The sequence below is a fragment of the Variovorax sp. Soil_C_17 genome, assembly GCF_057657265.1.
Window position 1 is genome coordinate 165,157 of record NZ_JBDGIT010000004.1, and the last position, 23,094, is coordinate 188,250.

At 64.6% G+C, this 23,094-nt stretch carries 23 protein-coding genes; 6 read left to right on the plus strand and 17 right to left on the minus strand.

The annotated features are described in order from the left end of the window. Positions 1-2: 2 nt before the first annotated feature. The 3 genes from AC3A6Y_RS20845 to AC3A6Y_RS20855 all read left to right on the plus strand — a co-directional run bounded on the left by AC3A6Y_RS20845 (position 3) and on the right by AC3A6Y_RS20855 (position 3,199). Positions 3-839, plus strand: coding sequence for an ABC transporter ATP-binding protein (locus tag AC3A6Y_RS20845; RefSeq protein ID WP_487870129.1), 837 nt, complete (start codon positions 3-5; stop codon positions 837-839). After that, entirely contained in the window at positions 836-1,732 is an 897-nt protein-coding gene (locus AC3A6Y_RS20850) for an ABC transporter permease (RefSeq protein ID WP_487870130.1), read from the plus strand. Before AC3A6Y_RS20845 ends, AC3A6Y_RS20850 begins: the two co-directional genes overlap by 4 nt. Before the next feature lie 90 nt (positions 1,733-1,822). Next, positions 1,823-3,199 carry an FAD-binding oxidoreductase gene (locus AC3A6Y_RS20855; RefSeq protein WP_487870131.1) on the plus strand — a complete coding sequence of 459 codons (1,377 nt, stop codon included), beginning with the start codon at positions 1,823-1,825 and terminating at the stop codon, positions 3,197-3,199. Between the two features lie 110 nt (positions 3,200-3,309). On the opposite strand, the gene AC3A6Y_RS20860 is transcribed toward AC3A6Y_RS20855, so the two are convergent. The 16 genes from AC3A6Y_RS20860 to AC3A6Y_RS20935 all read right to left on the minus strand — a co-directional run bounded on the left by AC3A6Y_RS20860 (position 3,310) and on the right by AC3A6Y_RS20935 (position 19,643). Then, positions 3,310-3,951, minus strand: coding sequence for an EthD domain-containing protein (locus AC3A6Y_RS20860; RefSeq protein WP_487870132.1), 642 nt, complete (start codon positions 3,949-3,951; stop codon positions 3,310-3,312). Positions 3,952-3,965: 14 nt separating this feature from the next. Beyond that, on the minus strand, positions 3,966-4,661 hold the full coding sequence (locus AC3A6Y_RS20865) for an EthD domain-containing protein (protein WP_487870133.1): 696 nt from the start codon (positions 4,659-4,661) through the stop codon (positions 3,966-3,968). A 19-nt stretch (positions 4,662-4,680) separates the two neighbouring features. Further along, complete coding sequence (locus AC3A6Y_RS20870; protein WP_487870134.1) at positions 4,681-5,856, minus strand: NADH:flavin oxidoreductase/NADH oxidase; 1,176 nt, start codon at positions 5,854-5,856, stop codon at positions 4,681-4,683. A gap of 16 nt (positions 5,857-5,872) precedes the next feature. Then, positions 5,873-6,814 (minus strand): DMT family transporter, encoded by a 942-nt coding sequence (locus AC3A6Y_RS20875; RefSeq protein WP_487870135.1) that lies wholly within the window; start codon positions 6,812-6,814, stop codon positions 5,873-5,875. Beyond that, positions 6,811-7,983, minus strand: coding sequence for an MFS transporter (locus AC3A6Y_RS20880; protein WP_487870136.1), 1,173 nt, complete (start codon positions 7,981-7,983; stop codon positions 6,811-6,813). The genes AC3A6Y_RS20875 and AC3A6Y_RS20880 overlap by 4 nt, the downstream gene beginning before the upstream one ends. 40 nt (positions 7,984-8,023) lie before the next feature. Then, positions 8,024-8,668: a 3-oxoacid CoA-transferase subunit B gene (locus tag AC3A6Y_RS20885; RefSeq protein WP_487870137.1), complete on the minus strand. Its 645-nt coding sequence runs from the start codon at positions 8,666-8,668 to the stop codon at positions 8,024-8,026. Further along, positions 8,665-9,324 (minus strand): CoA transferase subunit A, encoded by a 660-nt coding sequence (locus AC3A6Y_RS20890; RefSeq protein ID WP_487870138.1) that lies wholly within the window; start codon positions 9,322-9,324, stop codon positions 8,665-8,667. Before AC3A6Y_RS20890 ends, AC3A6Y_RS20885 begins: the two co-directional genes overlap by 4 nt. Further along, positions 9,321-10,592, minus strand: a complete 1,272-nt coding sequence (gene fahA, locus AC3A6Y_RS20895) for a fumarylacetoacetase (RefSeq protein ID WP_487870139.1) — start codon at positions 10,590-10,592, stop codon at positions 9,321-9,323. Before fahA ends, AC3A6Y_RS20890 begins: the two co-directional genes overlap by 4 nt. Positions 10,593-10,619: 27 nt before the next feature. Then, a complete protein-coding gene (locus AC3A6Y_RS20900; RefSeq protein ID WP_487870140.1) occupies positions 10,620-11,165 on the minus strand; it encodes a VOC family protein in 546 nt (181 codons plus the stop codon). Between the two features lie 171 nt (positions 11,166-11,336). Next, complete coding sequence (locus AC3A6Y_RS20905; RefSeq protein WP_487870141.1) at positions 11,337-12,296, minus strand: MBL fold metallo-hydrolase; 960 nt, start codon at positions 12,294-12,296, stop codon at positions 11,337-11,339. 32 nt (positions 12,297-12,328) lie between these two features. Continuing rightward, positions 12,329-13,039: an ABC transporter ATP-binding protein gene (locus AC3A6Y_RS20910; protein ID WP_487870142.1), complete on the minus strand. Its 711-nt coding sequence runs from the start codon at positions 13,037-13,039 to the stop codon at positions 12,329-12,331. Then, positions 13,033-14,829: a branched-chain amino acid ABC transporter ATP-binding protein/permease gene (locus AC3A6Y_RS20915; RefSeq protein ID WP_487870143.1), complete on the minus strand. Its 1,797-nt coding sequence runs from the start codon at positions 14,827-14,829 to the stop codon at positions 13,033-13,035. Before AC3A6Y_RS20915 ends, AC3A6Y_RS20910 begins: the two co-directional genes overlap by 7 nt. Next, positions 14,826-15,749, minus strand: coding sequence for a branched-chain amino acid ABC transporter permease (locus AC3A6Y_RS20920; protein ID WP_487870144.1), 924 nt, complete (start codon positions 15,747-15,749; stop codon positions 14,826-14,828). The genes AC3A6Y_RS20915 and AC3A6Y_RS20920 overlap by 4 nt, the downstream gene beginning before the upstream one ends. Positions 15,750-15,807: 58 nt before the next feature. After that, positions 15,808-17,004, minus strand: a complete 1,197-nt coding sequence (locus AC3A6Y_RS20925) for an ABC transporter substrate-binding protein (protein WP_487870145.1) — start codon at positions 17,002-17,004, stop codon at positions 15,808-15,810. Positions 17,005-17,079: 75 nt separating this feature from the next. Further along, positions 17,080-17,856: an SDR family NAD(P)-dependent oxidoreductase gene (locus AC3A6Y_RS20930; protein WP_487870146.1), complete on the minus strand. Its 777-nt coding sequence runs from the start codon at positions 17,854-17,856 to the stop codon at positions 17,080-17,082. 29 nt (positions 17,857-17,885) lie between these two features. After that, positions 17,886-19,643, minus strand: a complete 1,758-nt coding sequence (locus AC3A6Y_RS20935) for an FAD-dependent oxidoreductase (RefSeq protein WP_487870147.1) — start codon at positions 19,641-19,643, stop codon at positions 17,886-17,888. 136 nt (positions 19,644-19,779) lie between these two features. On the opposite strand from AC3A6Y_RS20935, the gene AC3A6Y_RS20940 reads away from it, so the two are divergent. Then, entirely contained in the window at positions 19,780-20,601 is an 822-nt protein-coding gene (locus tag AC3A6Y_RS20940; protein ID WP_487870148.1) for an IclR family transcriptional regulator, read from the plus strand. 165 nt (positions 20,602-20,766) lie between these two features. On the opposite strand, the gene AC3A6Y_RS20945 is transcribed toward AC3A6Y_RS20940, so the two are convergent. Continuing rightward, entirely contained in the window at positions 20,767-21,561 is a 795-nt protein-coding gene (locus AC3A6Y_RS20945; protein WP_487870149.1) for an IclR family transcriptional regulator, read from the minus strand. Positions 21,562-21,626: 65 nt separating this feature from the next. Between AC3A6Y_RS20945 and AC3A6Y_RS20950 the strand changes: the two genes are divergently transcribed. Then, entirely contained in the window at positions 21,627-22,076 is a 450-nt protein-coding gene (locus AC3A6Y_RS20950; protein ID WP_487870150.1) for a type II 3-dehydroquinate dehydratase, read from the plus strand. Positions 22,077-22,105: 29 nt separating this feature from the next. Further along, positions 22,106-23,089, plus strand: coding sequence for a TRAP transporter substrate-binding protein DctP (dctP, locus tag AC3A6Y_RS20955; RefSeq protein WP_487870151.1), 984 nt, complete (start codon positions 22,106-22,108; stop codon positions 23,087-23,089). Positions 23,090-23,094 lie beyond the last annotated feature (5 nt).

Sequence of the window (23,094 nt, forward strand, 5' to 3'; positions counted from 1 at the left end):
CCATGAGCCCCGCTGACACCCCGCCGAAGGCACAGAGCCCTCACGCGGCACCACCCCCGCCGGCCGTGGAGGTGCTGTCTGCCGAGAAGACCTACCCCAATGGGATCCAGGCCCTGCTGCCCGTGGACCTGACCATCGAGGAAGGAGAGTTCGTCACCCTGCTGGGCCCCTCCGGCTGCGGCAAGAGCACACTGCTCAAGATGGTGGCGGGCCTGCTGGAGCCGACCGACGGCCAGCTGCACCTGTGGCGCAAGCCGGTGGCACGGCTGGGCGAGAGCGGCAAGAAGATGGCCTTCGTCTTCCAGTCGCCCACGCTCATGCCGTGGGCCAGCGTGCAGACCAATGTGCGCCTCCCGCTGGACCTGGCCGGCGTACCGCGCCAGGAGGCCGATGCGCAGGTGGCAGAGGCGCTGGCGCTGGTGGGGCTGTCGACATTTGCGGCGGCCCTGCCGCGCGCCCTGTCGGGCGGCATGCAGATGCGCGTATCGATTGCGCGCGGCCTGGTCACCCAGCCCGACCTGCTGCTCATGGACGAGCCCTTCGGCGCGCTCGACGAGATCACGCGCCACAAGCTCGATGCCGACCTGCTCGACTTGTGGCGCAAGAAAAAGCTCACCGTGATCTTCGTGACGCACTCGATCCACGAGGCCGTGTTCCTCTCCAGCCGCGTGGTCATGATGGCTGCACGCCCGGGCCGTGTGGTCGAAGAGTTCCGCATCGACGCCCCCTACCCCCGCACGGCGGACTTCTTGGTCTCGCCCGAGTTCAGCCGCTACGCCAAGCGGCTGCAAGACAGCCTGCTGCGCGCCAGCGCCGATCCCGAGGAGGCCCTCGCATGAGCACGGCATTTCCAACCGCTCCCGCGGCCGCACCCAGCGCTGCGCGCAGCGCACCGCTGTCCCGTGCAGCGGCCCCGCCCAGGGCCGCAGCACGGCGCACACCGCTCATGGCGCAGCCCCGCGTGCAACGCGTGGTCTACCCGCTGCTGGTCGGCCTGGTGCTGATCGCACTGTGGCAGGGGCTGGTCACCGGCCTGGAGCTGCCGCCCTACCTGGTGCCATCGCCGCTGCTGATGATGAAGACCCTGCTCACCAACTGGGCCGCCCTGGGCGCCTCGCTCTGGGTCACCGTCAAGATCACGGTGCTGGCCTTCGGCGTGGCCACGGTGGCAGGGGTGTTGATCTCGTTCCTGTTCGTGCAGAGCAAGCGCATCGAGACCGCCCTGTTCCCCTATGCCGTGCTGCTGCAGGTCACGCCCATCGTGGCGGTGGCGCCGCTCATCATCATCTGGGTGAAGGACCCGACCGCCTCCATGGTGATCTGCGCCGCGCTGGTGGCCCTGTTCCCCATCATCAGCAACACCACGCTGGGCCTGCGCAGCGTGGAGCCAGACCTGCAAAGCTACTTCAAGCTCAACCGCGCCACACGGCTGCAGACGCTGCTGCGCCTGCGCATCCCGAGCGCGCTGCCCTGCTTCTTCGGCGGGCTGCGCATCTCCAGCGGCCTGGCATTGATCGGCGCCGTCGTGGCCGAGTTCGTCGCAGGCACGGGTGGAACCGGCGCGGGCCTGGCCTACCAGATCCTGCAGGCCGGCTTTCAGCTCAACATCCCGCGCATGTTTGCCGCCCTGTTGCTGATCTCGCTCACCGGCGTCGCGCTGTTCGTGCTGATGGCCTGGCTCACGCGGCTGGCGCTGGGCGGCTGGCATGCCAGCGAGAACTCGCAAGACTAGACCCCTGCCCCTCCCCCATTCCCGGACCTCGCCCGCGGGCGATGAGGGGATTCCTTCGCCTTCACCGCCCTCCCACAGGACACAGCTCCCATGACCCCTACCGCCCACCAATTGCCCGACCTGCTGCGTGACCTCGACTGGATTGCCGACCCGCTGCGCGTAGGCCGGCTTTCGCAGGACTTCGCCTGGTTCAGCCCCGTGCTCAAGCGCGACCTGGCGGGCAAGCGCGGTGACATCGCCGTGCGCCCGCGCACCGAAGACGAGATCCGCAGCGTGGTGGCTGCCTGCGCCCGTGCCGGTATTCCCATCACGGTGCGCGGCAGCGGCACAGGCAACTATGGGCAAAGCACACCACTGCACGGCGGCGTCATCCTGGACCTGAGCGGCTACAACGGCTTCGGCTGGGTGCGCGGCGGCGTGGGCCGTGCGCAGGCCGGCATCCGGCTTGCAGACTTGGACGCACAGGCCAAGCCGCAGGGACAGGAGTTGCGCTGGCTGCCTTCCACCTACCGCAGCGCCACGCTGGGCGGGCTGTTCGGTGGCGGCTTCGGCGGCGCGGGCTCCATCAACCACGGACCGCTGGCCGCCCCCGGCAACGTGCTGGCCGTGCGCGCCATGACCGTGGAGGCCGAGCCCCAGGTCGTGGAGCTGCGCGGCCCCGAAGCCATGCTGCTGCACCATACCTACGGCACCAACGGCATCGTGCTGGAACTGGAGGTGGCACTCACGCCGGCGGTGGCATGGACCGAATGCATTGCCACGTTCGCGCAGTTCGATGCGGCGCTGGAGTTCGCCGACCGTTTCGGCAGTGCGCCGGGCCTCGAGAAAAAGGAGGTCTGCTTTCTCGCCGCTCCCATTCCGGACTACTTCACCAGCCTGGCCGAGCACCTGCCCCCCGGCTGCCATGCCGTGATGGTGCTGGTGGCACCGCACTCCGAGGCGGGCATGCGCGACATGGTCGCCCGGCACGGTGGCCAGGTCACCTACTGCAAGACCGCGGACCAGGTGGAGAAAAGCCGCAAGACGCTCATCGAATACACCTGGAACCACACCACGCTCCATGCGCTGAAGGTGGACAAGGGGCTCACCTATATCCAGAGCGGGTTCGACCCCATGCGCAAGCTCGAGCAGGTCAAGGCCCTGGAAGCCGCGCTGAAGGGGGAGGTGATGATGCACCTGGAGTTCCTGCGCACCAAGGAAGGCGCGTTCAACTGCAGCGGCTTGCAGATCATCCGCTACACCACGGAAGAACGCCTGAACCAGATCATGCAGGTCTACCGCGACCACGGCGTGCAGATCAACAACCCCCACGTGTACATCGTGGAAGACGGCAAGCAGAACAACCTGGATCCGGCCGTGGTGCGCGTCAAGCGCCGCTTCGATCCTCTGGGCCTGCTCAATCCCGGAAAGCTGCGCAGCTGGGTGCCCCCTGCCACGACAGCAGAAGCGGTACCCCAGACTGCGTAGAACGACTCCCCTGGGTCGGGGCGCGACGCGACCATGGCCTCCGGTGCAAGGCCCTCACCATCATCAGGCGCTGCGCGGCGGAAAGTCCCGCGAATGCGGGCGTTCGAGGATCAGCGCGCGAGCAGTTCGTCGATGAGATAGGCGGTGGCTGCGCTTACCTGCGCCTCGATGAGGCGTCGCAATCCGGAAGCCGGATCGAAGGCGTCGTGCGCCGCTGCAACGCTGTCAAACCACACTGCGATGAAGCCGTCTGGCGGTCTCGGCTCCGCCCACAGTCGCTCCCGCCGGGCCGTCGAGACCGTCCAATCGAGCGCGAAGCAATGCGCCGCGTCGACTGCGGCGCGCGAAAGTGCGGACTGCAGCCTTCCCCTGGCCTCTGAGCCGGCGTGAAAAGGAATGAGCACCTTGGTTTTTCGATCGCTTGGCTCGTCGCCCTGGGTCTCGACCACGCACAAGGTCCAGCCTTTCAGGAAATTCGGCTCGTCTGCAGGGATGTGCTTCTGGCCGACGGCCGAGGCCTGGGCGATGCGCATCGCGTCATCGTCCACGAAGAACAGTTCCACGATGCCGTCCACATCGAAGGCAGGCTCGCCGCCACTGGTCCACAGGACCTTGTCGACACGGTTGTGCACGTATCGGCTAATACCCGTCATCCCGAGCGCGAGCTTGGCATGCGGTCCTGCCCAATAGCTGCGGAAGTCCGTGGTGGACATCCCCTCCCTTTTCGCGAGCAGCGTCATGCGTTTGATCATGGCGGCCTCTCTGCTCACGCCACCCGGCGCTCGTTGACCAGGAATGCCGTGATCTCCCCGAGGAAGGTTTTGGCGTGAGCCATCGTGTTTCGGCCGGTCGGCGAGGCGAATGCGTCCTGCAGCGTCTCGGCATCCTCAAACCAGAGCTCCACGATTCCATCGATGGGCAACGTGTCGTAGTCGCAAGGCCGACCCTTGTCGCGCTCCCGGGCGACCGCGACGTTCTGCCTGTATGCACTGACGCGGGGCATCTTGCGCACCAGTTCGCCATGAACCTTCCACTCCCGCCTGAAGTCCTCTTCACTCAGGCTTGGCAGCCGCGTGATGATGGACATGCGCTTGAGCAGCCGGGCACGCTCCTGGGGCGCTGGGAGAGGAATGACCACCGAAGGCTCTGCTGTGACGATGTGCAGGCCGCCGAGAAAATGCTGCTCGTCGGCGCTCAACTCGGCGGCCAGCGAGCCATCGCCAAAGGCGCGGTCCGCCTTCTGCACGTCGTCGAAGGTGAGTTGCGAAAAGCCATCGAAGTCCCAGGGCCCCCGGGCAAATTCAATACCGCGCTGGAGGCGGTCTGTGACCGGGTTCTGCCAGTACTCACGCAACCCCGGCGCGCGTGCTGCGAGCGGTCCATGATGATCTCGCCAGTAGGCATTGAATGTGTCGAACGTCCAATCCGGCTTTTTGCGGATCAATCCCATGCGGATGTTCACGATATGACTCCTTGGTAGATCAGGTTTGCTGGGAAATGAGGTCTGCAGCCGCCTGGGCCCGCGCACGCGCCAAGCCGGGCGCGCGCTTGGCGAGCCAAACGCCGTGCCTTTCAGGCCAGCGCTGATAGGCTGGATCAGCACCGAGCGCCGCGGCAGCGTGGTGAGCCCAATAGGGGTCGAACAGGGCTTCGCGGCCGAGCGCGATCAGATCCGCTTGCCCGGCCACGAGCACATCCTCGGCCTGGCCCGCGTCAACGATCATTCCGACTGCCTGGGTCCTCACATTGGCGTCGTGTCGGATCCTCTCGGAGAACGGCACCTGGAAGCCGAGGCCCCTTGGGACAGGAAGTGCCCGGGTCTCTTCGGTCAACCCGCCGGAGGAGCAATCGATGACATCCACACCCCTTTGCGCCAGTTCGCGCGCGAGGATCACAGAGTCGTCCAGGCTCCAGCCGTCGACGCTGCCGTCGACTGCCGAGAGGCGGCAGAAGAGTGGCTTGTTGTCCGGCCAGACGGCTCGCACGCGCTGAGCGATGTCGAGCGCCAGATTCATGCGACCTTCCAGGCTTCCTCCCCACTCGTCTTCGCGGTGATTCGAGTTCGGCGACAAGAAACTCGCAACGAGGTAGCCGTGCCCAAAATGAAGTTCGACCACGTCGAAGCCGGCCCGATCGGCCCGGACCGTGGCATCCACAAAGCTCTGGACCACGTCCTGGATGCCTTGGCGATCCAAGGCCCGCGGCGGCGACCAGCCTGGACCGGCAGCCTGCGGGCTGGGGCCGAGCCTTTCCCAAGGCTCCGCATCACTTTGCAATCGCTTCGGGCTTAGCGCAGCGCCACCTTCCCACAATGGCTCACTGCCTGCCTTGCGTCCCGCGTGAGCCAATTGCACGCCGATGGCACCCTTGTTCGAATGAACGAAGTCGACGACCGCCTTGAGAGGCTCGATCTGGCTGTCCTTCCACAGTCCCAGGTCGGCCGTGCCGATACGACCGCGCGGATCGACCGCGGTGCTCTCGGTGAGGATCAGGCCGGCGCCGCCGAGTGCGAACTTTCCGAGATGCACCATATGCCAAGGTGTCGCATGCCCTGCGTCCGCGGCGTGCTGACACATCGGAGAGATGACGATGCGGTTGCTCAGCTGCAACTCTCGCAGTTTGAGGGGTTGGAATAGCAGTGGCGCGGTCGTTTTCATGGTGAGTCGGAATGGGTCAAGGGATGGATGTGGACGGAGGCGGTTGTCGGCGTGTGCCCATATAGGTGCCTGCCATCACCGCGATGAATCCAACGAGATGCCACCCGGTCAGTCGCTCGTCGAGCAACAGTGCGGCAAACAGGACGCCGAAGACGGGCACCCAGTAGAGGAAGACCGCGGTCCGCGCCACCCCGATGGTCGCGATGGCCCGGTTCCAAAGCAGATTGCTCAGCGCGGTGGCCATCACGCCAGAGAACAGGATCAACGTCCATTCCCACCAGCCGGGGAACAGCGCCGCAAGGCCCACGGCGGCGCCGGCCCCGAAAGCCGCCTGCGCCAACAACAGCGACGTGCCGATCAGGTAGATGATCCAGCTGATCACCAGTGGGTGAAGGCATCTTGCGAGCCGCTGGACAAGCGCGCCACCGGACGCGAAGCTGATAACGCCGGCGATCAGCATCAGGTCCCCGGTCCCCGCACGAGAAAGTCCAGCGCCAGGGTGACTCAGCACGACAGCTGCAACACCACCGAACCCGAGCACCACACCGAACACGCGGGCCAACGACAGTCGTTCCCGGAACAGACATGCCGCGAGCAACGCGGAAACCAGGGGGCTCAAGGCCATGATCAGGGCGCCGTTGGTCGCTGTCGATCTCTGCAGGCCCTCGGCGAACAGGAGCTGGTTCAGGTAGACCATCAGGACGCCGCACAGGAGCAAGTAGCAAAATTGCGCCTTGGTCACGAGCGTCAAGGCGCACCGCTTCCATAGCAAGATCCCTGTCAATGCGGCGAGCGCAACCACCATCCGAAGGGCCGCGAGCAGGGCTGAATCGAAGCTTTCGGTCAGCTGCTTGACGACCGCCACATTCAGGCCCCATATCGCCATGGCGGCAATGAGCGTGGCCTGCACGGCGAGCGTCTGCCGCCCTGCGCTGTCTGTGGCCTTGACCGCGCTCATGGATGTCCTCGTTTCTGTATCAGGGCGGAAAAAGCGAAGCCCAGCACCAGGAGGCCAAGGCCCGACACAGCGAACAAGACCGGCGCGGAGAAGCGGTCGACCAGCCATGCGGCGACCGATACACCGATCGATTGACCCAGAAAGAGACAACAAGCGAACAAGGACACCGCCGTCCCGCGGGCGCCCGGCGCCATCTGTGTGGCGTGGGTCTGCAGCGTGTTGTGGAGGCAGTAGAACCCGAAGCCCGCCAGCAGACAGGCCAGCGGCACCCAGTGCCACGATGGGGCGTACGCCATGGCGAAGAATGCCAGTGCCGTGCCAAGACCCCCGAGCCTCGCAAGACCTGGCTCCCCCCAGCGGCGCAACATCTGCCGCGCGCTGCGGCTGTACATCAGGCCGCCCACGCCGTAGAGGGCAACCAATGCACCGGCCATCGGCATCGACAGACCGAACCGCAAATTCAGATCGCCAGGGATGAACGCCAGTGCGCTGAATGCGAGCGCCCCTTCGACCGCGGTGACGATCAGCACGGTCCTTGCCCATCCCGAGCTCGCAACGCAGCGAAGGCCGCTTACGAGTCCTGGGACGATTTGCCGATCCTGGCCGCCTTCATTGCCACGGCGGCTCAGCAACAGCCCACCGCTCACAGCGAAGATCGAAGCCAACCCGACGAATGCCGATCGCCATCCCAAGGTTTCGGCAAGCAATCCACCGAACCATTGCCCACTGATCATTCCGAAGACCGTCACGCCCAGGAGCTGAGCGAGCACCGCCTGCCGGTCTTCGTAGGAGACGCTGTCTCCGATCCATGCCATCGTCAGCGGAATGATTCCTGCCGCCGCGGCTCCGGACAGCAGGCGGCTCGCAACCAGCCAGTCGAGGCTGGGTGATGCGGCGGCGAGGCCACTGCCGACAGTGCAGGCCAAGGTGGCGCATCCGATCACCTTGACCTTGCCGTACCGGTCACCCAATGGGCCGTAGAACAGCTGAAGGATGCCGTATGCGAGTGCGAACGCGGAAATGGCTTGCGCCGACTGACCCGGCGTGGTTCCGAAGTGCGTTGCCAGGGCAGGCAGCATCGCATCGCAGATGCGCATCGAAGCCATGCTGGTGAAGGCACAGCAGCCCACCAGCCAGAGTTTGTCCGACCATTTACGGGGAGCCGTCAATACGGACCTCAGCACCGCATACCCTTCATGGATCTCGGCATCACCATGAGGTCACCCTCGGCCCAATGATCAGAGTCGCATCCGTGGCGTCCAGAACCTGCTGGATCGTCACACCCGGTGCGGTTTCCTCAAGCAACAGGCCTTGCTCGATGGGCCGGATCACGGCCAGTTCAGTGACGATCAAGTCGACCCGCCGAATGGAGGTCACGGGCAAGCTGCAGCGAGGCACGATCTTTGAGCCAGAGCGCGACCGGTGTGCCATGGCGACGATGACCCGACGGGCGCCCGTTACCAGGTCCATCGCCCCTCCCATGCCGGGCACCTTCTCTCCGGGAACCATCCAGTTCGCCAGCCTTCCCTCTTGGTCGACCTCGAGGCCGCCGAGCACCGTCACGTCCAGATGGCCCCCACGGATCAATCCGAACGAGAACGCAGAATCGAACGCACAGGCGCCAGGTAGAGCCCCGACCGGCCGTCCGCCAGCATCGGTCAGGTTGACGTCTTCAAAGCCCTCGCCCGGCAGCGGGCTCATGCCGATGATGCCGTTCTCGGAATGGAAGTAGACGTGAAGCGTGGACGGAAGGTACTGCGCGACCAACGTGGGCAGGCCGATGCCGAGGTTCACACGGTCGCCGTCCTTGAGCTCCTTGGCCACGCGGCGGGCGATGACTTCCTTTTCGTTCATGCGACACGCTCCTTTCCCACGAGCACATGAACCAGGACGCCCGGCGTGATCACAGAGTCGGGACTGATCATTCCGACCGGCACGATGCTTTCCGCTTCAGCAATGGTCGTCGTGGCCGCCATCGCCATCAGCGGGTTGAAGTTCCTGGCGGTGAGCGAGTACGCCAGATTGCCGTAGTAGTCGGCCTTCCTTGCATTGATGCAGGAAAAGTCCGCCTTCAATGCAGTTTCCAAGAGGTACTTGGAGCCGTCGACTTCCAGGACGCGCTTGCCTTGTGCAACAAGGGTGCCGACACCCGTAGGCGTCAGGATGCCGCCGAGCCCGAAGCCACCGGCGCGTATGCGCTCCGCCAGCGTGCCTTGAGGCACCAGCTCCACCTCAAGGCGGCCTTCCAGCATGAGCTGCTGTGTCGTCGCATTGGTCCCGATGTGACTCGCGATGAGCCTTTTCACGAGCCCCGCATCGATGAGGCGCCCGACGCCCACGCCGGGCCTGGCCGAATCATTGCTGATCAGCGTCAGCTCGCCTCGGCGCTGGCGCACCAACTCGTCGATGAGGCGCAGCGGGCTGCCGACTCCCATGAACCCACCGATCATCACCACGGCTCCCTGCGGAATCATGGCAACGGCCTGATCGAGTGGGACGGGCTTTTTCATGATGCCACCACGGTCCCGGAACACTCGCCCAATCCGATGCGCACCGCGCCTTCGCGCTCGCACCAGCCGCGCAGGATCAGCGTGTCGCCGTCCTCCAGGAAACTGCGGCGCTCGCCGTTGGGCAGCGCGACCGGCTGCTTGCCGCTGCCCGTCAGCTCCATCAGCGAGCCCGCCTCGTCAGCGTCGGGACCGGACAGCGTGCCCGACCCCAGCAGGTCGCCGGGCTGCAGGTTGCAGCCATTGACGGTGTGGTGCGCCACCAGCTGCGCGGGCGTCCAATAGGCCGCGCGCGTGGTGTTGGTGCGCGACAGGCGCACAGGCGCCTCGCCGGCCTCTCGCATCTTCGCGGTCTGCAACAGCACTTCGAGCGTGATCGACACGGCGCCCTGGGCGCGGTTGGCGGACGAGTCGAGGTAGGGCAGCGGCTGCGGGTCGCCGGCCGCCCGCTCGAAGGGGGCACGAAAGGGCGCCAGCGCCTCCATCGTCACCATCCACGGCGACAGGGTGCTGGCGAAATTCTTCGACAGGAACGGGCCGAGCGGCTGGTATTCCCAGCCCTGGATGTCGCGTGCGGACCAGTCGTTGAAGAGCGCCACCCCGAACAGGTGCGACTCGGCCCGGTCCATGTCGATCGGTTCGCCTTGCGCGTTGCCCTGGCCGATGAACCATCCGAGTTCCAGTTCGTAGTCGAGCCGCCTGGACGGCCCGAGGCTCGGGACCTCGGCGTCGGGCGCCTTGGTCTGGCCGAGCGGCCGCTTGAAGCTGCTGCCGCTGACGCCGATCGAGGAGGAGCGGCCGTGATAGCCGATCGGCACCCATTTGTAGTTGGGCAGCAGCGGGTTGTCGGGGCGGAACTGCTTGCCGATCGTGGTGGCGTGATGGACGCTCGTGTAGAAATCGGTGTAGTCGCCGATGCGGCAGGGCACCGTCATCTCGACGGCCGACTGGGCCAGCAGCAGTTTCGCCCACTCGCCCGCCTCTGCACTGCCTTCGGCGAGGCCGGCAGAAATGGCGGCACGCAAGGCCTGGCGCTCCGCCGGTGCCTTGGCCATCAAGACGTTCATGTCGTCCGTGTGGATGAGGCCCGTGGCCTTCAGGTCCAGCACCTGGTCGCCGATCGCGACGCCGATGCGGAAGACCTCGGCGCTGCCCGCCGGCCGGAAGCGGCCGAAGGGCAGGTTCTGGATCGGGAAGTCAGCCCTGGCGTTGCGAGCTGACGGAACCCAGCTCTGAAGGGCGGGGTCGTGGGTTTCGTTCAATGCGCTCATGAGAGCCTCGCGCGTTCCGTGCAGGCATCACCGGATCGGCGTGGCCAAACTGCCGTCGTGCATCCAGGCCGCGTGCTTCGGCGCACGCTTCGTCCTGGACCACTCTTCGAGCATCTCCCATTTCACCTCGTCGAGCTTGCGCATCATCTCCGGCGTGCCGGTGTTGGCGGCCAGTTCGAGGCGGTGACCATTCGGGTCGAAGAAGTAGATCGATTTGAAGATGGTGTGGTCCGTCGGGCCAAGCACTTCGATGCCGGCGGCCTCCAAGCGTTGCTTGGTAGCCAGCAAAGTCACCACCGAGTCGCACTCCAGCGCCAAGTGCTGCACCCAGGCCGGGGTGTTGCGGTCGCGGTCCATGGGCGGCTGACTGGGCAGCTCGAAGAAAGCCAGCACGTTGCCCTGGCCGGCGTCGAGGAAGATGTGCATGTAGGGGTCGGGCGCCTTGGTCGAAGGCACTTCGTCCTCGGCGATGGCCAGCACGAACTTCATGTCGAGGTGCTTCTGATACCACTCGACCGTCTGCTCGGCGTCGATGCAGCGGTAGGCGACGTGATGAACCTTCTTGATGAGCATGGGGTTTCCTTGGGCGTCAGAGGGGTCGGCAGTCCTGCAAGGCTTTGCAGGTGCTTTCGAGAGCGCTCGGCATTGGCCGGCGCCTGGAGCGTTGAGCGGCGCGACATGGACCGGGCCAACCTTGGAGTCGTCGCCGCGCAGGCAGACTGTCACTCGTACCGTGAGCTCCAATCAGCCTTCGAGTGTCTTCCACATCTCGACGTCGCGCTCCGCGGTCCAGATGCGCGGATCGGCGTACTGTGTCGCTTCGTCGTAGCAGCGCGTGACGTCGAAGGGCATGCAGTGGTCGAAGATGACCCAGTGGCCATACTTGGGCTTGAGTGCGGCGAAGGTGTCCTTGTAGACTGCATTCAGGTCCTTGCCGGCGGCGACGCCCCGCTGCACGTTGGCGTAGACGTCCGCGATGAAGTCGCGCGTCTCGCTCAGGCCCTTGGCCACTTCGTCGGGCGTGGTCAGCGCCGCGCCACGACCCGGCACCAGCACCTTTGGCTTGAGTGCCGCCACGTTGTTCAGCGTTTGCGGCCAGTCCTTGAAGTAGGCATCTCCTGCATACGGCGTGGCGCCGAACTCGACCAGGTCACCCGACAGCAACGCACCTTCACCCGGCAGCCAGACCACCGTGTCGCCCTTCGTATGACCGCGGCCGAGCTGCAGCAGCTGCACCTCCACCTTGCCCAGCCAGAGGGTCATCTTTCCGGTAAAGGTCATGGTCGGCCACGTCATGCCGGGCGGCAGGGTCTCGACGTTGCTGAAGAGACGCGGAAAGCGTCCGATCTCGCTCGCCTTGTCCTGCTCGCCGCGCTCGACGATGAGGTCGTACGTCTCCTGGCTCGCAATGATCTGCTGGGGCTCGTAGGCGCTGGCCCCGAGGACGCGCACTGCGTGGTAGTGCGTCAGCACCACGTACTTGATCGGCTTGTCGGTCACTTCGCGAATGCGCCGGATCACATCGGCAGCCATGGCCGGCGTGGCCTGGGTGTCGGCCACCAGCACGGCGTCGTCGCCGATGATGATGCCGGTGTTCGGGTCGCCCTCGGCGGTGTACGCCCAGGCGTGCTCGGAGATCTGGCCGAAGGTGACTTTCTTTTTTTCCAGGTCGGCCTGGCTCGCGAACTTCTTGGTTTGGGTCATGGGGTACTCCTTTTCTTGGACGGTTGAGATGGTCAATGGGTGCCGAGATAGGCCGCCTTGACCTTGGGATCGTTGAGGAGCGCACGACCCGTGCCCTCCAAGGTGATGTGTCCTGTCTCGAGCACATACGCCCGGTCGGCCACGCCCAGCGCCTGCTTGGCCATTTGCTCCACGAGCAGGATGGTCAGTCCTGATTCGCGCAGCTGGCGAATGGCGTTGAAGATGTCTTTGATGATCAACGGCGCCAGGCCGAGCGAAGGCTCGTCCAGCAGCAGCAAGCGCGGCTCGCTCATCAGTGCGCGAGCGATCGCCAGCATCTGTTGCTCGCCACCGGACAAGGTGCCGGACAGCTGGTCCTGGCGCTCGCGCAGCCTCGGGAACCGCTTGAACTCACGTTCGATGGCCGCCTCCGTTGCGGCGGCATCCTTCTTGCGCGAATACGCGCCCAGCATCAGGTTTTCCCGGACGGTCTGGTCGGCGAAGACGCCCCGCCCTTCGGGCGACATGGCGACGCCGAGCCCGACGCGCTCATGGGCCTTGACCTTCGTGACATCCTTGCCGTCGAGTTGGATGCTGCCTTCGGCAACCGGCTCCAGGCCGCAAATGCTCTTGAGCAGGGTGCTCTTGCCCGCCCCGTTGGCGCCGATGATCGTGACCACTTCGCCCTGCCTGACTTCGAGGCTCACTCCCTTGACCGCCTGGATCGCTCCGTAGGCGACTTTGACTGATTCGAGTTTCAGCATGGTTGGCTTTCCAGTTCAGGCTTGACATGCGCTTCCTCCTCGTCGACACCGAGGTACGCCTCGACGACACGGGGGTTGGCCTGCACCTCGGCGGGCTTGCCTTCGGCGATCTTGATGCCGTAGTCCAGGACGATGACGTGGTCCGAGATCGACATCACCAGATCCATGTGGTGTTCCACCATCAGGATGGTCACACCGTATTTGCCGATCCGGAGCAACAGCTGACCCAGCTCGGCCGTTTCCTGCGGATTGAGACCGGCTGCAGGTTCGTCGAGCAAAAGCAGTTGCGGCTCGGTCGCCAGGGCCCGTGCGAGTTCGACGCGCCGCTGCAGGCCGTAGGGCAGGCTGCCTGCCGGGTGGTGTGCCAGGTGCAGCAGGCCCACCAGATCCAGCAGCTGCAGGGCGCGCTCGCGCGTTGCGGCCTCCTGCTTCTTCGCGCCGGGCAAAGCGAACAGCGACGCGAAGAAGCCGTTCGTCATGCGGCTGTGACGGCCCAGCATGACGTTGTCCAGCACCGAGAGATCGGCAAACAGTCGCAGGTTCTGGAAGGTGCGACCCATGCCCATGCAGCAGATCGAGTGCACGGGTTGGCCGGAGACTTCCTGACCCAGAAACTTGATCGAGCCCTCGGTCGGGTCGATGAGGCCGGTCAGCATGTTGATCATCGTGCTCTTGCCGGCGCCGTTCGGCCCGATCAGGGCGTGGATGTGTCCGCGCTGCAAACGGAACGAGACGTTCTGGGCTGGCTTCACGCCGCCGAAGTTCTTGGTGACTCCCTGAACCACCAGCAGCTCGCCCTTGCCCTCCGGTCCGATGCGCGTGGGTGCGGCGGCGGCGTTCGATGCTTCGGGCGTATCGGTCGAGCGCCGAAACCACTTCGAGAACAGCCCGGTTACGCCGCCTGGCATGACATAGAGGGCAAACAACAGGAGGAAGCCGTACAGGAAATGCTGCGCCGAAGGCCAGCGCGCCAAGGCTGCGTCGACCGCCGTGAGGATCACCGTCCCGACCAGCGGCCCGTATTGGGATCCGGCTCCGCCGAACAGTACCAGTAACAGGATGAAGATCGACAGGTGGAAGGTGATGAAGTCGGAGTTGATGTACTGGTTCTGCTGAGCGACCAAGGCCCCGGCGATGCCGCAGGTGACAGCCGCCACGACGAAAGCGATGACCTTGGCACGGTAGACGCGAACACCTACCGACGAGGAGGCGATCTCGTCGGCTTGCAGCGAGAGCAGCGCCCGACCGAAGCGACCTCGAATCAGATTTCGCAGCAGGAGATGCGTCAAGGCGCACAGGCCTATCCCCAGCCAGACCCATTGCTGGGACGTCAGGGGCTGCCCATTCCAGGTCAAGGCCTTGATGCCATAGATGCCTTGCGCGCCGCCAAAAACGTCGGTCCACTCGCCGACGAGCTTTTCCACGACGATGCCGAAGGCCAGCGTCACCATGGCAAGGTAGGGTCCTTTGACACGCAGTGACGGCAAGGCGATCAGCACGCCGCAGGCCGCGGAGATTCCCGCGGCAATCACGAGCGCGAGCCATGGGTTCATCTCGGTACGCGTCGTCAGCAGCGCAACCGCATAGGCCCCTGCAGCGAAGAGACCGGCCTGGCCGAGCGACTTCTGCCCCGCGTAGCCCACCAGCACGTTCATGCCGGCAGCGCAGAGGTAGTAGACGCACATCATGAAGACGATGCGCAGGTAGTAGTCGTTCCCGAAGAGGGACGTGATGGCGACGAGCGCCGCGGCGACGAGCACCACGCCCATGAGATGGTGGCTGCGCTTCATACCTTCTCCACCAGCTTCTTGCCGAACAGACCGGTCGGACGAAACGCGAGGACCAGAATCACCAGAGCGAAGACGGCAACTTCCCGCCACTGCGCCTGCCACAGGTTGACCAGCGACTCGAGAACGCCCAGCACGAAACCGCCGATCACGCAGCCGCGCGGATTGCTCAGGCCCCCGATCATGGCGCCGGAGAAACCCTTCAGCCCCACCGTCAGGCCCATGAAGAGCGACGCTTGGGCGATCGGTGCGAGCAGGAAGCCCGACAGGCCCGCGAGCGCTGAACTGATCACGAAGGCGCCGATCATCACGGCATTGGTGTTGATGCCCATCAGGCTGGCAACGTTGCCATTCGCGGCCACGGCGCGCATGGCCTTGCCCACCATGGTTCGGTTCATGACGATATCGAAGCCGATCATGATGACCACGGCGACGCCCAGCGTCAGAAGCTCTTGAGGGCGAACACCGACACCGAGCACTCGGATCACCGTATCGCCCACCGGTCCCGGCACCACCACGGGCTTGGGTCCCCAGATGGCCAGGCCGATGCTCTGCAGGATGACGCCGAAGCCCAGGGTGCTCATGACCCAGGCCATGCCGGGTCGTCCGGCAAAGGGTCGGACACCGATCACGTAGAGGAGCCATCCGAGAAGCCCCATGACACCGAGCGCCGCTGCGAGGGCCAGCAGTTGAGCGCCGGCGCCGGGCAGTGCCTGGCCGAAAGTGGTCGAGGTCACTGGCAGGCCCAGGACCAGGAAGAGCGCGCTCATGCCGATGAATGCGCCCGCCGACACGAATTCCCCGTGCGAAAAGTTCAGCGTTTTGGTCGTCGTGAACGTGATGCTGAAACCCAGCGCGACCAGCGCGTAGGCGCCGCCCACGGCCAAGCCACTGAGAATCGCCTGTAAGAGCGCCTCTGCCATAGTTGCCTCCGAGATGATTGCCAGGGCCGCGGGATGCAGCCCCGATAGGTGCAGAGCTTTACTGCTTGAAGTCGGCGCCTGCCAGCGAGGCGACGATCGGGTCCGAGTAGGGCAGCAGCTTGCCGTCCTTCCAGCGGATCCACACCAGGTCCTTCGCCGTCAGGGCTTCGTGATTGGTCTTGCTGAAGGGCTTGTCGTAGATCTTCAGAACGCCCCGCACAGGGGTCTTCAAGTCTTCCAGCGCGAGACGAACCGCCGCTCCATCGAAGCTGTTGGCCTGTTTGGCTGCGGCGGCGTAGAGCAGCACCGAGTCATAGCCGTGCAGTGCGAAGGAGAAGGATCCCGGCGCCTTCAGTTTCGCGCCGATGCGGTCGAACAGTTTCTGCTGTGCAGGCGTGCGCGTCTCGCTGACCGTGCGCATGAAGATCGGCTTTTCCGCCAGGGTCTTGCCTGCTGCATCGTAGAACGTTATGTTGTCCGCCGCCCACGAGCTCAGTACCAATGGGAAGTAGTTGATCTTCTCCATGCTGCGAACCAGCTGGGCGATGGGGGTCCCCTGTGCCCACACCACCACGGTGTCGACGCCGGCAGACTTCATCTTGCTCAGTTGCGAGGTCATGTCCGTATCGCCGACACCGAATCGCTCGGTCGCAGCGATCTTGATGTTCTGGAGCTTGGCGATCTCCTCCATGTCCTTCAACCCGCCCTGGCCATAGCCCGTGGTCTCGGCCATCAGGCCGACGACCTTCGACTTGTCACCGTTCTTCTTGACGTACGCCATCAGGGCCGCCACCTGCTCGCGGTCGACCATCGAGACGCGGAACATGTAGTTGTCAGCACCCGGGCTCATGGGCTTGGTGATGTCCGTGCCTGAACCCACGTTGCCGATCACCGGAATCTTCTTCTGGTTGGCAATGTGCTTCCAGGCCATCGCATTGCCGGAATTGGTCGGACCGAACACGGCGGAGACCTTCTCGTTGTCGATCAGCTCGCTCATGTTCTGGATCGACTTGGGAGGCGCCGAGGTGTCATCGCGTGTGACGAGCGCCAGCTTCTTGCCGAGGACGCCACCTGCCGCATTGATGTCGGCGATCGCGGCCTCCATGCCGAGCACCGCCGCCTGGCCGCTTTGTGCAGAGGGAGAGGCAGACAGATCGCCGTTGTAGCCCAACTTGATGTCTTGCGCACTTGCTGCAGTTGCGGCAACAAGACTGGCGGCAAGGACTGCTCGCTTCAAGAACTTAGGAATGCTCATAGCTGTCTCCGGTGAGGAATTTTGAGCTCTTCGAGCCCAGGGTTTGCGAACTTGGAAAGAAGATGATCCCGAGGATCAGGAAGCGAGGAAGCCGCCGTCCACGGGAAGGGTGACGCCCGTGACATAGGTGGCCATGCTGGATGCGAGGAATACGACGGGGCCGACCAGTTCCTCGGGCTGCCCGACGCGCGCCATCGGCGTGCGCAACATGAACTTGTCGAGGCGCTCCGGCGCTTCCCGCGTGTACGAGGTCATCGGCGTCTCGATGACGCCCGGCGCGATCGCGTTGACACGGACGCCGTCCTTCGCCAACTCGACGGCAAGCGCTTGCGTCATGAGCTTGACCGCGCCCTTGGATGGGGAGTAGCCCACCACATTGGGAATTCCGGTGCTCGAGGCGATGGACCCAACGTTGATGATCACGCCCTTGGTTTCCTTCAGCGCATCCAACCACGCATGCGTTGGAAGGAAGGTACCCATCACGTTCACGGTCAACGTGCGCTCGAGGTTCGAAGCGACCTTGGGGCTGTCCAAACCCTCGCGAATGATGATGCCGGCGTTGTTCACCAGGATATCGATGTTTCCGACTTCGCTTGCCACCGTGAGCGCCAGTGCCTCGCAAGCATCTTGCGAAGTCACGTCCAGCTCGTATGCAACTGCCTTCCCACCCGCAGCATTGATTTCGGCAGCAACTGCCTTGGCGTTTTCATGGTTCAGGTCAGTCACGACGACCTGGGCGCCCGCTTTCGCAAGGCCCTTGGCGATGGCTTTGCCATTGCCCTGCCCCGCTCCGGTCACCAGCGCGATGCGCCCGCCGAGGACGCGAGGCGCCATCAGTTCAGAGATTTCCATTGGTCTGTCCTGCCTTGTTTGCCTGGAGATCAGGCCGCATGTGCACGCGGGCGCGGAGTGGCCAGCTGGACAACATCAGCCGCGGGTCGATCCGTCTGCTTCGCGAGTGCTTGACCCACGACGTAGCCAAAGGTCAGCGCCGGGCCGAGCGTGATGCCCGCTCCGGGGTAGTTGCCACCCATGATGCTGGCCGCGTCGTTGCCGACGGCGTACAGACCCTTGACCGGCTCCCGGTCCTTCGTGAGCACCTGGCAGGATTCGTTCGTCAGCAGGCCGGCAAATGTGCCGATCTCACCGACGACGATCTTGATGGCGTAGTACGGACCCTGGCGGATGGGGGCCATGCACGGATTCGGCGTCACCATCGAGTCGCCCTGGAAGCGGTTGTAAGCGGTGCTGCCTTTGCCGAACCTGGTGTCCGTGCCCTTGGCAGCGTCGCGATTGAAGGATTCCACCTCTTCCTGCAGCGCAGGATGGGGCACGCCGATCGCTTTGGCCAGCTCTTGCAGGCTGTTGCCGCGCTTGAGATAGCCGGTCCGCAGATGCCTGCCGATGGGCAGCGGGAAAGGTGCGACACATCCCAGGCCGTATTCACGAAGGTGCTTGTGGTCGCAGATCAGCCAGCACGTCACTTCGGGAGTGCCCTTGCATGCCTTCACCAGGTCCTGAATGAAGTCGTGATAAGAAAGAGCTTCGTTGGTGAAGCGTCGACCGCGCTGGGTGACGGCGATCACGCCCGGCTTCGCCCGGTCGATGAAGTGCGGCATGACGCCTTCGGAGCCATCCTTGCGCTTCGTCACGGAGGTCGGACACCAGGCGGCGGCGTTCGGAATCGTGGGATCGACCCAACCACCGACCGATTCACCGAGACGCAGACCATCTCCGGTGTTCAGCGCCGGCGAAGGCGTGAAGTGCTCGCGGCCGGTCGGTGCGTGAGGGAACAAGGCCTTACGACGCTCCACGTCGTAAGGGAAGCCGCCGCAGGCCAGGACCACGCCACGGCGCGCGCGAATCTCGACTGACTTTCCGTCGCGCACGACCGTGGCTCCGACGACGGCATCGCCCTCGACAACCAGCTTCTTCACCGGTGAGTTCAGCCACACGGGGACGTTGAGGTCCATTGCCGCCTTGGCTAGTCGGCCAGCCAAGGCATTGCCGTTGGTCAGCGTCATCCCGCGGCCGTACCGCACGACATCCAGCAGATGTCCGCCGAAGCGCTTGGCGACATACCAGAAGGACTCGAGCGACTTGAAGGCACGCAGGAAGTGCCACAGCTCCTTGCCGGATCCGAGCATCATGCCGAACACGGTCAGCTCGGGCACGGGCGGCGCCAGCTTGTCGATGCGGCTGCCCAGTTCTCGTCCGTCGAACGGACGGGTCACCATGGACCGGCCGCCGGGTTGGCCGCCAGGCGCTTCGGCGTGGTAGTCGGGAAACACCGGCGGCATGTCGAACTGCACGCAGGTCTTCTCCGTAAAGAAGTCGATGGCCTTCGGCCCGTTCTCGATGAAGGCCTCGACACGCGCGGCGTCGAAATGGGTGGTGGCCTCGTGCTGGAGATACGCGCGTGCGGCGCCTGGCGGCTCGTCGATGCCCTGCTCTCTTGCGAGCTTGGTGCCTGGAATCCAAAGCCACCCGCCCGAGCGCGCGGTGGTGCCGCCGTAGACCGGCGCCTTGTCGACGACCAGCACCTTGAGACCCTGATAGGCGGCGGTGACTGCTGTCGACATGCCTGACGCGCCCGTACCCACCACCAGAACGTCGTACTCCGTTTCCTGCGTACCCATTGACCATCACTCCTTGAGGTAAGGGCCGCGCAACGTCGACCCGATGGCGTTAGTATCGTGCTAACGCATCTGAGTATAGTTAATGGTTTACCCTAGGCTAACGAAACTGTTAGAATCAAACGGTTAGGAGGCAACCATGGGCGCACTGGAAAGCGACAGCAGCGAATCGAGCTCCGAAAAGGAACGCAGGGGCATTCAGTCCATCGAAGCGGGCGGCCAGTTGCTGCTCGCGCTGGGCGCTCAAGGGCGCCCCATGCCCTTGAGGGAGCTCGCCAAGGCCGCTGATATGGCGCCTGGAAAGGCCCACCCGTACTTGGTGAGCTTCGCCAAGCTCGGGTTGGTGACCCAGGAGGCTTCGACGGGCTTCTACTGGCTCGGTCCGACGGCCATGCAACTGGGCCTGGTGACTCTCAGGATGCTCAATCCGGTTCGCGAGGCCACACCCTTTGCGGAGGACCTGGCAAGGGAGACCGGGCACAGCGTCGCGCTGTCGGTTTGGGGCAATCAAGGGCCGACGATCGTTTTCCTCTTCGATGCGATCTATCCGCTTCACACCAACATCCGAACGGGGACTGTGATGTCGCTGGCGGGCACTGCGACGGGCCGTCTGTTCGCTGCCTACCTGCCTGCCAAGCTGATCGAGGAATCGCTGCTCGAGGATGAGCGGCGGCTGGGACCGGATATCGCCGCGCCCATCGATGCGGGAGAGCTGCAAGGCATGTTGACCGAGGTCCGCAAACACGGGGTGTCTCGCTCGGTGAACAACCCCACACCCGGCGTCTGCTCGTTTGCAGCACCCGTCTTTGACTATTCAGGAAACATCGTGCTTGGAATCACGCTCATGGGCCGCTCACGTTCGTTCGATACGGACTGGAATGGGACGCAGGCGAAGGCCGTGAAAGCATGCGGCGTCGAGGTATCCAGGCGCCTTGGTCAGCTAACACTGCGCGTCGGCTGAATCCCGAGCTACACCCAAACTCCCGGAAAGCACCGCCACCCCGGCGACGCTGGGATGCGTCAACAGCACCTCCTCCACTTCGCGCCGGTAGACGTTGGAACCGCCCGACATCGAGTACGGTGAGTTTGAGCGATGGGCCATGGCCATCCAGTCCGGAGACGGCCATCAGCCTTTGCCGAGCGGAGGTCGGCCGAACAAAGCGGACGCATTGCTGATCGGGCCGAGTTCCGCCGCAGCCGCCAGCAGTGCGGACGCGAGCTGGTGTATGCGTTGCGCCGTCAGACGGGTACGCGGACCGGCAATGCTGATCACGCCGACGGCCCTGTGGCGGGACAGCACCGGCGCTGCCATTGCCGACATGCCCGGCGCAAAGACTTCATCGATCATCGCGTATCCCCTGACCCGTGCGGCATGGAGGACGCCGAGCAGCGCCTTCACTGTCGTCGGTGCCTTCGGTCCGTAGTCGCTCGGCTGACCGAAGCCCTGGCGCGAGACGAGCTCCAGCGCACGCTCGTCGCTCAGCGTCATGAGCCACGCATGGCCCGAGGCAGTACACGAAAGGCGCGCATCCATGCCCATGTCCGGGTCGTAGCGCAGGCCGGCTTGGCGAGCACCTTGCGCTCGGGCGACCCACGTGAGGCGGTCGTCGTCGACGACGGAAAGGCGCACGAGCTCGCCCGAGACCTGAGCAAGGCGTTCCAGCAGGGGGGCGGCGACTTCGACGATGCCCCCGCTGCTCAGGAAGCCGAGGCCAAGCGACACGACCTTGGTCGTGAGCATGTAATCGCCCTGCTTGCGCGCCTGGCGCACGTAGTCGCGGCGGTGCAACTCGCTCAACAGCCGATGGCAGGCGCCAAGGGGGATGTCCAGTTCGGAAGCGATCATCGACAGCGGCAACCCCTGAGGATGCCGGGCGAGGTGTTCGAGGACGGACAGGCCACGGTCGAGAGCGATGCTCATTCCTGTATTGTGAAACAACTTTCCAAATTGGAAAGAGCTTGCCGGCTCCCTCGAAAAATCCACCCATGAGCCGCACCATCCACATCCTCAACGGACCCAATCTCAACCTGCTGGGCGTGCGTGAACCTCACCTGTACGGCAGTACCACGCTCCAACAGGTGGAGCAGCTGTGCCGGCGGGTCACGGATGAGCTGAGACTGTCTTGCGAATTCCGTCAGACCAATCACGAAGGTGTGCTGGTCGATTGGGTCCAGGAGGCCCGCGAGAGCGCCGCTGCCGTGGTCATCAACCCGGCCGGCCTCTCGTTCCGCTCCATCCCGCTGTTGGATGCGCTGAAGACGCTGGATCAGCCCATCGCGGAGGTCCACGTGACCAACATCCACCGGCGTGACGAGCTCTATCGAACATCCCTGGTGTCGCTCGCTGCCACCGGGGTCATCTGCGGCTTCGGGGCCTTCGGCTACGAAATGGCGATACGCGCCGTGGCGCAGCGCCTGGCGGCCGCGCCGGGCTGAGCATCATGCAGACTACAAAGGAGACCCTCATGAGCCATTCCATCACTCGTCGCACACTGCTCGCCGCCTCGGCCATGCTGGGCGCCGCTTCGTCCGCCTGGGCGCAGGCGCCGCGGACGCTGCGCTTTGCCGCGGTCTTCTCGGACAAGGACATCCGTGCCGACATGATCCGCATGTTCGCCAAGGACGTGGAGCCGGATTTCAAGGTGGAATCGCACCTGAACTCCACGCTCTTTCGCCAGGGAACGGAGCTGGTCGCCCTGCAGCGCGACAACCTCGAGATGGGCAACATCGCGCCGCAAGACATCGCCAAGCAGGTCCCCGCGTGGTCGCTGCTGACGGCGGCGTACCTGTTTCGCGACGCCAACCATCTCAACGCCTTCTTCGCCAGCGACCTCGGCGCGCAGATGAAGAAGATGGTGGAAGACCAGGTGAAGGTGAAAATCCTGGGTCCGACCTTCTTCGGCACGCGCCACCTCGGGCTCAAGGGCAAGAAGAAGATCAACGTGCCCGCCGACCTGGCCGGCGTGAAGCTGAGGATGCCCCCCGGCGATGCCTGGCAGCTCCTGGGCCGCTCGCTCGGGGCCAACCCGACGCCCATGGCCTATGCGGAGACCTACACCGGCTTGCAGACCGGCGCCATCGACGGACAGGACAATCCGCTTCCCAACGTGCAGAACATGAAGTTCCACGAGGTCCTCGGCCAGATCGTGCTCACTTCGCACCTCGTGGGCTTCGACCTCCTGACGCTCAACATGAAGACCTGGATGGCCATGACACCAGCCCAGCAGCGTGCGTTCCAGGCCGCCGCCGACAAGGCGATCGCATGGAGCACCGCCGAGCACCAGAAGCGCGAGGCGGAACTCGCAGAGGCATTCCGCAAGCAAGGACTGGAGGTGTACGTGCCGAACATCAACGCATTCCGCGAGCATGCGCAGAAGGTGTACCTCGCCTCGGAGGAAGCCAGGCACTGGCCTCAGGGCATGCTGGCCAAGATCAACGCGATGACATGAGGGTC

Coding starts and splice junctions, on each gene's coding strand:
- AC3A6Y_RS20945 (WP_487870149.1), bottom strand. CDS start 21,561: ATGAGCATCGCTCTCGACCGTGGCCTGTCCGTCCTCGAACACCTCGCC.
- AC3A6Y_RS20855 (WP_487870131.1), top strand. CDS start 1,823: ATGACCCCTACCGCCCACCAATTGCCCGACCTGCTGCGTGACCTCGAC.
- AC3A6Y_RS20930 (WP_487870146.1), bottom strand. CDS start 17,856: ATGGAAATCTCTGAACTGATGGCGCCTCGCGTCCTCGGCGGGCGCATC.
- AC3A6Y_RS20860 (WP_487870132.1), bottom strand. CDS start 3,951: ATGATCAAACGCATGACGCTGCTCGCGAAAAGGGAGGGGATGTCCACC.
- AC3A6Y_RS20905 (WP_487870141.1), bottom strand. CDS start 12,296: ATGACCCAAACCAAGAAGTTCGCGAGCCAGGCCGACCTGGAAAAAAAG.
- AC3A6Y_RS20910 (WP_487870142.1), bottom strand. CDS start 13,039: ATGCTGAAACTCGAATCAGTCAAAGTCGCCTACGGAGCGATCCAGGCG.
- AC3A6Y_RS20925 (WP_487870145.1), bottom strand. CDS start 17,004: ATGAGCATTCCTAAGTTCTTGAAGCGAGCAGTCCTTGCCGCCAGTCTT.
- AC3A6Y_RS20870 (WP_487870134.1), bottom strand. CDS start 5,856: ATGAAAACGACCGCGCCACTGCTATTCCAACCCCTCAAACTGCGAGAG.
- AC3A6Y_RS20845 (WP_487870129.1), top strand. CDS start 3: ATGAGCCCCGCTGACACCCCGCCGAAGGCACAGAGCCCTCACGCGGCA.
- AC3A6Y_RS20915 (WP_487870143.1), bottom strand. CDS start 14,829: ATGAAGCGCAGCCACCATCTCATGGGCGTGGTGCTCGTCGCCGCGGCG.
- AC3A6Y_RS20885 (WP_487870137.1), bottom strand. CDS start 8,668: ATGAACGAAAAGGAAGTCATCGCCCGCCGCGTGGCCAAGGAGCTCAAG.
- AC3A6Y_RS20950 (WP_487870150.1), top strand. CDS start 21,627: ATGAGCCGCACCATCCACATCCTCAACGGACCCAATCTCAACCTGCTG.
- AC3A6Y_RS20890 (WP_487870138.1), bottom strand. CDS start 9,324: ATGAAAAAGCCCGTCCCACTCGATCAGGCCGTTGCCATGATTCCGCAG.
- AC3A6Y_RS20940 (WP_487870148.1), top strand. CDS start 19,780: ATGGGCGCACTGGAAAGCGACAGCAGCGAATCGAGCTCCGAAAAGGAA.
- AC3A6Y_RS20875 (WP_487870135.1), bottom strand. CDS start 6,814: ATGAGCGCGGTCAAGGCCACAGACAGCGCAGGGCGGCAGACGCTCGCC.
- dctP (WP_487870151.1), top strand. CDS start 22,106: ATGAGCCATTCCATCACTCGTCGCACACTGCTCGCCGCCTCGGCCATG.
- fahA (WP_487870139.1), bottom strand. CDS start 10,592: ATGAGCGCATTGAACGAAACCCACGACCCCGCCCTTCAGAGCTGGGTT.
- AC3A6Y_RS20935 (WP_487870147.1), bottom strand. CDS start 19,643: ATGGGTACGCAGGAAACGGAGTACGACGTTCTGGTGGTGGGTACGGGC.
- AC3A6Y_RS20900 (WP_487870140.1), bottom strand. CDS start 11,165: ATGCTCATCAAGAAGGTTCATCACGTCGCCTACCGCTGCATCGACGCC.
- AC3A6Y_RS20920 (WP_487870144.1), bottom strand. CDS start 15,749: ATGGCAGAGGCGCTCTTACAGGCGATTCTCAGTGGCTTGGCCGTGGGC.
- AC3A6Y_RS20850 (WP_487870130.1), top strand. CDS start 836: ATGAGCACGGCATTTCCAACCGCTCCCGCGGCCGCACCCAGCGCTGCG.